Source organism: Xenorhabdus lircayensis (assembly GCF_016306625.1).
Classification (GTDB): domain Bacteria; phylum Pseudomonadota; class Gammaproteobacteria; order Enterobacterales; family Enterobacteriaceae; genus Xenorhabdus; species Xenorhabdus lircayensis.
Window position 1 is genome coordinate 1 of record NZ_JACOII010000015.1, and the last position, 11209, is coordinate 11209.

An 11209-nucleotide genomic window follows, 5' to 3' on the forward strand; every position below is an offset into this window, starting at 1 on the left:
AACTTTATGGGGTCAGTTCATTGCGCGGGTTTTCTCAATTTTGCAAAGAGGATATTTTATCGGGCTAAAAGAAACAACCGATACCGTCTGGCACAAATCCGGAGAATGATCCGTCGTCGCTTGATGTAAATAAATTGGATATCTCATGGTTGCACCATGTTTAGTTTTCCCACTGTCCACACATCGGATGTGTTTTTCCCCTCTTTATCATCCATAATAAGAAAACGAAAATAAATTCCATTTTTTGTCCATCGCAGCCACCATTGCTGCAAACAGACGATTATTCAGAGGGCATCTTATGAGCACAGCCATTGCCAGCAAACGCACAAAAAAAACTAAAACGATGGCAAATAGTGCCGTAGCAAGCGGTCAAGTTCAGTCTTTAAGCCGAGGTCTGACGCTTTTGGAATACATTTCCGATTCACCCATCGGCGTTGCCCTGACTGATCTGGCCATACAAGCCGGTCTACCTAACTCCACCACCCATCGTCTTTTGACCACTTTGCAACAGCACGGTTTTGTTCGCCAGATAGGTGATCTGGGTTTGTGGGTGATTGCTTCCCATGCTTTTGTAGTTGGCAGCAGTTTTCTGCAAAGCCGCAATTTGATGGTGCTGGTTCATCCGATATTGCGCCAGTTAATGGAAGATTCCGGTGAAACCGTCAATCTTGCCATCCTTAATCTTGATGAATATGAAGCCGTGATTGTCGATCAAGTACAATGCAATGCGCTGATGAGAATGTCCGCCCCGATTGGCGGTCAACTACCAATGCACGCTTCCGGCGCCGGAAAAGCCCTGCTTTCTACGCTGTCTGAACAAAAGCGCCTTCAATTGCTGCATAAGAAAGGAATACACGCCTATACCCAACATACCTGCACCACAGCCGCCGCATTAACAGAAAATCTTGAACAGATCCGCAAGCAAGGTTTTTCATTTGATGATGAAGAGCACGCGCTAGGGTTACGCTGTATTGCCGCCTGTATCTATGATGAACATCATGAAGCCTTTGCCGCTATTTCCATTTCTGGCCCGATATCACGCATCTCTGATGATCGTGTTACTGAACTCGGCGCCCTTGTTATGCGTGCAGCAAAAGCGATCAGCCGAGAGTACGGTGGAATTAAGTAATTTTGCCAAAATTTAGTCTAAAAGGCTGTTTTGTTGACAAGCTGTTACGTTTCAGCTTTAAAAATTGATGTAGATCACAGATAAAGTACGTAGTCGGCAAAAGTTGATTGCATCCTTTGATTATTGCATTAACAATGTTACCGGTAACAATGAAGCAATAGCCACATTCCATTGTGGTGTCGGGAGCAATAATCATGACAACAAACCAGAACTGCACGGCTACCAACAAAACTGTCGCGCGCATTACACAACGTATCATTGAACGTTCAAAAGAGACTCGCAGCCATTATTTGGTACGCATTGAAACCGCTCGTTCAAAAACCGTCCAGCGCGCACAACTGGCATGCGGTAATCTGGCTCATGGTTTTGCAGCCTGTCAGAATGACGAAAAAATCGCCTTGAAGAATATGGTGCATAATGACATCGCCATTATTACTTCTTACAACGATATGCTTTCCGCCCACAAGCCTTATGAAGACTATCCACAACAGTTAAAAGATTCCCTGCGAGCAATTGGTGCTGTCGGTCAAGTCGCCGGCGGGGTTCCAGCCATGTGCGACGGTGTGACACAAGGCCAGGATGGCATGGAACTCTCCCTACTCAGCCGTGACGTTATTGCAATGTCAGCTGCCGTTGGACTTTCCCATAATATGTTTGATGGTGCTCTGTATCTGGGAATTTGCGATAAAATTGTCCCGGGTCTGGTAATGGCTGCGCTGTCATTTGGTCACTTACCTGCTGTTTTTGTTCCCGCAGGGCCAATGACCAGTGGTTTACCGAACAAAGAAAAAGTTCGCGTTCGCCAGCTTTATGCCGAAGGTAAAGTCGATCGCCAAGCACTGCTGGAAGCTGAAGCTGCGTCTTATCACAGCATCGGAACCTGTACTTTTTATGGCACCGCCAATTCCAACCAAATGGTGATGGAAGTCATGGGGCTACATTTACCGGGCGCTTCTTTTGTCCATCCTGATACACCATTGCGTGAAGCCTTAAATAATGCTGCCGCACATCAGGTCACACGTCTGACTGAAACTTCAGGTAATTATCTCCCATTGGGTCTGATGGTCGATGAAAAAGTGATCGTCAATGGCATTATTGCCTTGCTGGCAACCGGGGGATCAACCAACTTGACCATGCATCTCATTGCGATGGCAAGATCCGCTGGGATCATCATTAACTGGGATGATTTTTCTGAATTGTCAGAAATTATTCCTCTACTGTGTCGCATTTACCCAAATGGGCCAGCAGATATCAACCAATTTCAGGCAGCCGGCGGAGTAGCGCTAGTCATTCGCGAATTACTGAAAAAAGGCTTGCTGCACCGTGATGTTAATACTATAGCGGGGTTTGGTCTGGAGCGTTATACTCAAGAACCGTGGCTTAATGAAGGTCAATTAACGTGGCGTGAAGGTGCGTGCTCTTCATTAGACAGCAAGGTTATTGCCCGCATTGAACAACCATTCGAACAGCACGGCGGTACGAAAGTCATGACCGGAAATCTGGGCCGTGCAGTAATGAAAACCTCTGCGGTTCCGGCGAATAATCAGGTTATTGAAGCTCCCGCAGTCGTCTTTAATAGCCAGCATGATATCTCTCCTGCTTTTGAAGCGGGTAAGTTGAATCGTGACTGCGTTGTGGTTGTCCGCAATCAAGGCCCACAAGCGAATGGGATGCCAGAATTACACAAGTTGATGCCACCTTTGGGTGTCTTGATGGATCGTGGCTTTAAAGTTGCTTTAGTCACTGATGGGCGTTTATCCGGCGCGTCCGGTAAAGTACCTTCAGCCATTCATGTCACGCCAGAAGCTAAAACAGGCGGATTGTTGGCAAAAATACAGGATGGTGATGTGATTCGCGTTGATGGCCGCACTGGAGAACTGATTCTTCTGGTCGATGAACAAGAACTGGCACAAAGAGTACTGTATCAGCCAGACTTAAGTGAAGGACATATCGGCTGTGGCCGTGAGCTGTTTGGTGCGTTGAGAACCCAACTTTCGGGTGCAGAACAAGGGGCATGTTGTATTAAATTTTAATAAACAGGGGATTTTAAATCCCTTGTATTCTGATTTAACGAGAGAAACTGCTAATGAATAATTGGAAAACAACCGCCGAAAATATTCTGACTGAGGGACCTGTCGTCCCTGTTATTGTTATCAATGAGATTGCACACGCCGTTCCTTTGGCAAAAGCGCTGGTTGCTGGCGGAGTTCGTGTCTTGGAAGTGACATTAAGAACTGAGTGTGCATTAGAAGCCATCCGCCTTATTGCTAAAGAAGTTCCCGAAGCGATTATCGGTGCAGGTACAGTCATTAATCCCGAACAATTGTCTGCCGTCACTGAAGCAGGTGCTCAATTCGCCATTAGCCCAGGACTGACTAACGAGCTGTTAAAATCGGCAACAGCGGGCTCTATTCCTCTGATTCCGGGGATCTCCACTGTTTCTGAGTTGATGCTAGGGATGAGTTATGGCTTGAAATGCTGCAAATTCTTTCCAGCAGAAGCGAACGGTGGTGTTAAGGCCCTGAAAGCGATTGCCGGCCCATTCCCGCAAATACGTTTCTGCCCAACGGGTGGTATTTCTCCTGAAAACTATCGAGATTATCTGGCATTGAATAGTGTTCTGTGCATTGGTGGCTCATGGCTGGTACCGGGTGATGCATTGAAAAAAGGAGATTACGCCCAGATCACAGAATTGGCGCGTACTGCAATTGCAGGAGCAAAAGTATAATTTGATTATTTAAATGTTTTTTATGCGGAAATTTACTTATTCAGAATTTCCGCATTGAAAAATCAATCATTGATTACCTAGTGCTCCCCAAAATTAATCAATTCCATTTAAAAATTATTCAGATAATCGAGAATAATCACAATTAATTTAATAAAAAAAGATAAGGCAATCTTCAATATTACCATTAATTAATGGCTTTTGATAATATCCATGTACTACTGCCATTATCTCTATTTAATAGCAGAGAGGTATAAACTTTATATACTGCCTCTGGTTGATTTGCCAGCCAACAAACATCAAGAAATCCACCATGAACATGGTTAAAATTATTCAGTAAACGGATGATATTACTTTCACGGACTTTGCCATCAAACTCATTGGTCGTATCTGAAAAAATATGCCATATTGCGGTATCAAGAGAGTGTACGGGCCTATCTGCGGTGTAAATATTATAGAGTTCTGGTGATGGAGCGTTACCACTGACTCTCAGGTATCCTCCATTATTTCGGTAGAAATTCAATAGAAATACGGTATCCCCACTGTAAACTTCTGACCCTAAACTTTTACCTTCAGCGGATAAAATTTGCCATGAACCGGAACCCGTATCACGATTTGGTGAAACAGAAGTAACAACATTATATTTTTCGCCTAGTGAAGTTGCTTGCCCATAAGTATCAAGATAACTACCGTTGGCATATCTATTTTTAATATGCAGAATATCGCCGTATAAAATGATCTGGGCCATTTTTTCCTCCCTAAATATTACTTGAGAACATTCTATTAACGCTACTAATTATGATTGTTAGATTACGGGATTATTTTTAGCATAACTATATTTATTAAAACCATGTTTATTAAAATCACGTTTATTAGAATGAATTTTATCACTGTTAATCATATCATTGAAAAACAATAAATGAATAGCCCGTTATTTTAATAATAATATCCTGCAACCCCTACTTTTTATCATTCAGTAAAACATTATTTTTATATGTGATAAGAGCTATATCTCAGCTTTTATTTCCTATTTCATTCATGTCATTACGCTGACTGAATCTCTGCCTACGGCTATAAGCAAAGACATCTTCCACATGTCCATTTTTTATACGTTCTTGCAATGCCCGCCAGTAGTTTGCTTTGAATAAATCACTGTGACTTTCTTCAAAGTAACACCGGATACGCTTGTCAATACATAAAAAATGCCTGAACTCTTCTGGAAAAACATCGTTAACAGCAACACTGTACCAAGGCTCACTAGCCAGCTCATCTTCAGGATAGCGGGGCGGAGGAATATCCCGAAAATTCACTTCGGTCATGTAGCAAATCTCATCATAATCGTAAAAAATCACCCGACCGTGGCGCGTAACACCAAAGTTTTTAAACAACATATCACCGGGGAAGATATTTGCTGCTGCTAACTGCTTAATGGCGTTTCCGTATTCTTCTATCACATCTTTCAATTGCGCTTCATTGACTTGTTCCATGTAAATATTCAACGGTATCATTTTACGTTCCATATAAAGATGTTTTATCAGGATTTTATCTCCCAGATCTTCAAATTTTGCCGATATCTCTTTTTGCAATTCCTCCATTAATTCAGCGCTAATATGGCGTTTATCGATGACAAAATTTTCAAATTCCTGCGTATCAGCCATTCTTCCCACACGATCATGCTCTTTTACCAGACGGTAGCATTCCTGAACCCGCTCTTGGGAAACTTCTTTCTGGGGCGCAAATTTATCCTTAATCACTTTAAATACGCGATCAAATGAAGAGGAAGCAAAAACCAGCATCACCATGCCCTTGACGCCCGGAGCAATCGTAAACTGTTCTGGAGAGGAATTAATGAATGTCAGATATTCACGATAATATTCTGTTTTACCGTGCTTCTGGCAACCAATCGCCATGTATAACTCAGCCGTAGATTTCGTTGGCAAAATTTCACGCAGCCACTCGACTAAAGCCGCCGGCAAGGGCGCGTAAACCATAAAATAGGAGCGTGCGAAACCAAAAACAATGCTGGCATCATCGTGATGGGTCAAACAGGTATCGATGAAGATCTTTCCTGACTCGTCGTGATGAATGGGCAGTAAAAACGGATAAACAGTGCCCCCCATCCTGATTTTTCCTACCAGCCATGCCGCTTTATTACGATAAAACAATTCATTGGCAATTTGGAACGTGGCCTGTAATAAATCATGTTGGGAAAAGGTGCTCTGTAAGTATTGAGTGATGTACGCAATATCCCGTTCCAAATCCTCCCATTTAAGCCGCAATGGCAAATCATTTAAGATTGTTCGGAGCATTGATGCGAGATTACCGTTGGGGACAAAATCCCGAGACAATGGACGAGAAATCTGGCGAAAACGGCAGGAGGGCTGAGAAGAGAAGATAAATAGGTTTTCTGGCTTTAGATTACGATGCTGAAACAAACGGCAATAAACCGAATTAAAAAAACTTTCTGCAATTTCAAAACGGGGATAATCAGGCAGTAAACGAGTATAAACAGCTTTGACTTCAGCAATGTAGTCTTCATCGTGTCGCAATGAGCCATGAATGCGCGTCAACTGTTCCACCACCAATCCAACATGATGATCATACAAGTTGATTCTCTTTTTCATGGCCCTCTGTACCACGTGCCAATCCGACTGTTCAAAACGTTGTTGTGCACCAGAAGTGACTTCCAGAAATCGACCATATTGCGCATCAAATCCCTGCAAAATGGTTTGTGCAATTAAATGTGCGAGATCTATTGCCACATTAACCACCTTATCCGACACATAAAGGGGAATTCCTTATGGAATCCCCCAATGATATCAATAGATACCCTTCATCTTTCAAGTTGCTGCTTTGCTGGCTACGCTCACTCACCCAGTCACTAGCTAGTTCGCTTACTTGCCATCGCGCTGCAACTCGAAATCTATTGGGTAGAATCATGAACTTAGAATTGCTGTTCTTCTGTTGATCCCGTCAGTGCGGTAACGGAAGAGGCTTCTCCCTGAATAACAGTGGTTACTTTATCAAAATATCCCGTTCCCACTTCCTGCTGATGTGAAGAGAAAGTATAGCCACGCTCAAGAGCAGCAAATTCTTTTTCCTGAACTTTTTCAACGTAATGTTTCATACCTTCGCCACGAGCATAATCGTAGGCTAAATCAAACATGTTAAACCACATGCTATGTATGCCCGCCAGCGTGATGAACTGGAATTTATACCCCATGGCAGACAGTTGTTCTTGGAAGCTGGCGATAGTTTTATCATCCAGATTCTTTTTCCAGTTGAAAGATGGGGAACAGTTATATGCCAGCAATTTACCCGGGTATTTTGCATGGATGGCTTCGGCAAAACGACGAGCCGCTTCAATATCCGGTGTAGAGGTTTCACACCAGACAACATCAGCGTAAGGAGCATATGCCAGCCCACGGCTAATAGCCTGATCAATGCCTGCGCGAGTACAGTAAAAGCCTTCACAAGTCCGTTTGCCCGTAATGAATTCACTATCATAAGGATCACAATCAGATGTCAGCAAATCCGCTGCATCTGCGTCAGTACGTGCGATTAATAGAGTTGGTACACCGGATACATCAGCCGCCAATCGTGCAGCTACCAGTTTCTGGATGGCTTCTTGAGTAGGGACCAAAACTTTGCCGCCCATGTGCCCACATTTTTTCACCGCTGCCAATTGATCTTCGAAATGAACCGCAGCCGCCCCAGCCTCAATCATCGCTTTCATCAATTCAAATGCGTTCAATACACCGCCGAATCCTGCTTCCGCATCAGCTACAATCGGCAGGAAATAATCAATGTATTCCTGACCGCCTGGATCGATACCATTCGACCATTGGACCTGATCTGCACGACGGAAGCTATTATTAATACGTTTGATCACATTAGGAACAGAATCAACGGGATACAATGATTGATCGGGATACATGCTGGAGGCAGTATTTGCATCCGCCGCCACTTGCCAGCCAGAAAGATAAACTGCCTCGATACCCGCTTTAGCCTGCTGAAGTGCCTGTCCACCAGTTAGCGCACCAAGCGCGTTCACATAGCCTTTTTTCGATTTGCCATGCAACAATTCCCACAACTTTTTCGCTCCCATCTGCGCCAAAGTGTGTTCAGGATTAATAGAACCACGCAATTTAACGACATCCTCAGCACTATATGGGCGAGTAATACCTTCCCAACGCGGTTGTTTCCATTCTTGTTCCAATTGAGCAATCTGTTGTTTTCGGGAAATGGTCATGATGTTCTACTTCCTATTCTTAAGTAATCGGATATTTTTGCCATTATTGTTTTAAAATTAATCTAATAACTGATAGCCTGGTAACGTCAGGAAATCAATTAAATCGTCCTGTGTGGTTATTCTTTCCATCAAGGCAGAAGCCTCCATAAATCTCCCTTGATTAAAGCGCTGTTCTCCAACTTCCTGTCTAATCACGTCCAGCTCTTCTTTCAACATTTCCTTAAACAGTTCCTTTGTCACTTTTTTACCATTCGAAAGTGATTTTTTATGGCGGATCCATTGCCAAATAGAAGTACGGGAAATTTCTGCCGTAGCAGCATCTTCCATCAAGCCATAAATCGGTACACACCCATTCCCCGAAATCCATGCTTCTATATACTGGACAGCAACACAAATATTCGCGCGCATCCCTTCTTCTGTTCTTTCTCCCGAACAAGATGCGAGCAATTGTGCCGCCGTAATCACTTCATCTTCTTCACGCAAAACAGTCAGTTGATTCTGACGCTCTCCCAGTTTTGTGTCGAAGACCATCATCGCGATATCTGCAAGCCCCGGATGAGCAACCCATGTACCGTCATGACCGTTGTTGGCTTCCAGCTCTTTATCTACTTTGACTTTGTCCAACACTCGCTGATTTTGCTCAGGATCTTTACTAGGAATAAATGCCGACATACCTCCCATCGCAAACGCACCACGTTTATGACAGGTTTTAATTAGCAAGCGAGAATAAGCACTCAAGAAAGGTTGTGTCATCGTAACGGATTGGCGATCCGGCAAGACACGAGCAGCATGATTTTTCAGTGTCTTGATATAACTAAAAATATAATCCCAGCGTCCACAGTTGAGGCCAACGATGTGGTGACGTAAGTGATACAGAATTTCATCCATCTGGAATACAGCAGGCAATGTTTCAATCAAAACCGTAGCTTTAATGGTACCTTTTGGCAAATTGAAACGTGATTCTGTAAAAGTGAAAACATCACTCCACCATTGTGCTTCATGGTAGCTCTGTATTTTAGGCAAGTAAAAATAAGGGCCACTGCCTTTTTCCAGTAATTTTTTATGATTCAAGTAGAAGTAAAGTGCAAAATCAAATAATCCACCAGAAATCGGTTCATTCTTATAAAGGACATGTTTCTCTGACAGGTGCAGTCCCCTAACTCGAGCAATCAATACTGCGGGTTCTGCTTTCAATTCATAGCATTTACCCTGCTCATTGGTGTATGAGATCGTACCATTGACGGCATCCCGTAAGTTAATTTGCCCACTGATGACTTTATCCCATTCAGGAGCTAATGAATCTTCAAAATCTGCCATAAACACTTTTACATTTGCATTCAAAGCATTAATGACCATTTTACGTTCTACAGGACCTGTTATTTCAACACGGCGATCTTTGAGATCGTCGGGTATTCCCTGAATTTTCCAATCACCCTCTCTAATGGAAATTGTTTCCGAAATAAAATCAGGTAGCATTCCATCATCTATTTTTTTCTGCCCATGTACACGATCTTCCAATAACTTTGTACGCCTGTCAGAAAATTTGACAATTAGATCCTCTAAAAAATCAATAGATTCAGGTGATAAAACCTGATTTTCTGCCTCATTGAAAGGCTTCATAAAGATTAATTTGGTTGCTAACACCTGCTGCATAATCCCCCACTCCTCAACTTTTGAATACCAACCTGATTAAGATTAATCAATCTTAAAAATAAATCAAAAACCATTTCCATTATTTTTATATTTTAAAATTAACTAAATAAAATCAAATGATTAAGAAGACTTAAAGATAGAAAAAACAGGGAAGTAAATTCCAAAAGAATAGGCGTAAAAATGTTAACTTTTTGTTATGTATAAGAAATAACGAATGAGTGGTGAACGGCAATAGAGAAAAGAAAATTAACAAAATGAGAAATGGCTCGCTTCAGCAAATTCTCATTTTCCTATTTCAAATTCAAATAGTATTCAATCTAGGGTTGGATTCATAAAAGCCAAATCATATGGCGTGATTTGGTAGACATAGTAATTCAACCAATTTGAAAATAGTAAATGACCATGACTGCGCCAAGCCGCAACGGGTTTATTATCAGAATCATTATTCGGGAAGTAATTGACAGGTAGTTCCGGATCCAAACCAGCGGCTCGATCACGCCAGTACTCTGCGGCTAATGTACCTACATCATATTCAGGATGGCCTGTCACGAATACTAATCTTTTGTCTTTGCTGGCAAATAAATAAGCACCGGCCTCTTCTGAACCGGCTAAAATATCTAAATCCGTATGATCACGAATCACCGATTCAGGAAAATCGGCAAAACGCGAGTGAGGTGCAAAAAAAGTCTCGTCAAATCCACGTGTTAGTAATGCCAGAGGATCTAAAGTCGAATGAGAGTAAACACCAGATAGTTTCGTCGTTCGAGTATACTTTGGAAGATGATAAAGAACGTTTAATGCAGCCTGAACCGCCCAACAGACAAAAAGTGTCGAAGTGACATGATTTTTCGCCCAAGTAACAATTTTTTCAATTTCATCCCAATAAGTCACATCCTCAAATTCAACGAGTCCCAAAGGAGCGCCTGTAACAATCAATCCATCAAAATTTTGATCTTTTATTGAGTCAAAATCACAGTAGAAGGTATCTAAATGTTCTGCTGGGGTATTTTTACATTGACGACTATCGATACGCAGCAATTGAATATCAATCTGTAACGGAGAATTAGATAATAACCGAATAAACTGATTTTCAGCCTCTATCTTCTTTGGCATTAGATTAAGTAACAATACCTTTAATGGGCGAATATTCTGAATATTTGCCCGTGTTGACGTCATAACAAAGATGTTTTCATTGCGAAGGATATTTGCCGCAGGTAATTCATCTGGTACACGAATTGGCATTACTCGAAACCTCAACTATTCTAATTGACACATTTAGACTTCTAGATAGCCAAATTTAACCAGAAGGTGAGAGGAATGTCGAGTTATTGTACTAAAGATGAAATTATTTCATTTTATTCTATGAAATAAGAAAGAGTAATAAAGGAGGTGATAGGAAAAGTATATATAGGGGTGCTGGAAAATTCTAAACGCAAAAAAGCCATCCGGT

The 11209-nt window shown here is 42.1% G+C and carries 8 protein-coding genes; 3 read left to right on the forward strand and 5 right to left on the reverse strand.

Going from position 1 to position 11209, the window contains the following annotated elements:
• The first annotated feature begins 298 nt into the window (after positions 1 to 298).
• From iclR to H8A87_RS02165, 3 genes are all read left to right on the forward strand, one after another.
• On the forward strand, positions 299 to 1129 hold the full coding sequence (gene iclR, locus H8A87_RS02155; protein WP_198688370.1) for a glyoxylate bypass operon transcriptional repressor IclR: 831 nt from the start codon (positions 299 to 301) through the stop codon (positions 1127 to 1129).
• A gap of 194 nt (positions 1130 to 1323) precedes the next feature.
• Positions 1324 to 3162 (forward strand): phosphogluconate dehydratase, encoded by a 1839-nt coding sequence (gene edd, locus H8A87_RS02160; RefSeq protein ID WP_198688371.1) that lies wholly within the window; start codon positions 1324 to 1326, stop codon positions 3160 to 3162.
• Positions 3163 to 3215: 53 nt separating this feature from the next.
• Positions 3216 to 3857: a bifunctional 4-hydroxy-2-oxoglutarate aldolase/2-dehydro-3-deoxy-phosphogluconate aldolase gene (locus H8A87_RS02165; protein ID WP_198688372.1), complete on the forward strand. Its 642-nt coding sequence runs from the start codon at positions 3216 to 3218 to the stop codon at positions 3855 to 3857.
• Between the two features lie 184 nt (positions 3858 to 4041).
• Here the strand turns inward: H8A87_RS02165 and H8A87_RS02170 are convergent, their stop codons facing one another.
• The 5 genes from H8A87_RS02170 to metA form a co-directional block, all read right to left on the reverse strand.
• Positions 4042 to 4602 carry a hypothetical protein gene (locus tag H8A87_RS02170; RefSeq protein ID WP_198688373.1) on the reverse strand — a complete coding sequence of 187 codons (561 nt, stop codon included), beginning with the start codon at positions 4600 to 4602 and terminating at the stop codon, positions 4042 to 4044.
• 265 nt (positions 4603 to 4867) lie between these two features.
• Positions 4868 to 6616, reverse strand: a complete 1749-nt coding sequence (gene aceK, locus H8A87_RS02175; protein ID WP_198688374.1) for a bifunctional isocitrate dehydrogenase kinase/phosphatase — start codon at positions 6614 to 6616, stop codon at positions 4868 to 4870.
• Positions 6617 to 6798: 182 nt separating this feature from the next.
• On the reverse strand, positions 6799 to 8106 hold the full coding sequence (gene aceA, locus H8A87_RS02180) for an isocitrate lyase (protein WP_198688375.1): 1308 nt from the start codon (positions 8104 to 8106) through the stop codon (positions 6799 to 6801).
• Between the two features lie 57 nt (positions 8107 to 8163).
• A complete protein-coding gene (aceB, locus tag H8A87_RS02185) occupies positions 8164 to 9759 on the reverse strand; it encodes a malate synthase A (protein ID WP_232370032.1) in 1596 nt (531 codons plus the stop codon).
• Between the two features lie 312 nt (positions 9760 to 10071).
• Positions 10072 to 11001, reverse strand: coding sequence for a homoserine O-acetyltransferase MetA (gene metA, locus H8A87_RS02190; RefSeq protein WP_198688376.1), 930 nt, complete (start codon positions 10999 to 11001; stop codon positions 10072 to 10074).
• Positions 11002 to 11209: the final 208 nt, after the last annotated feature.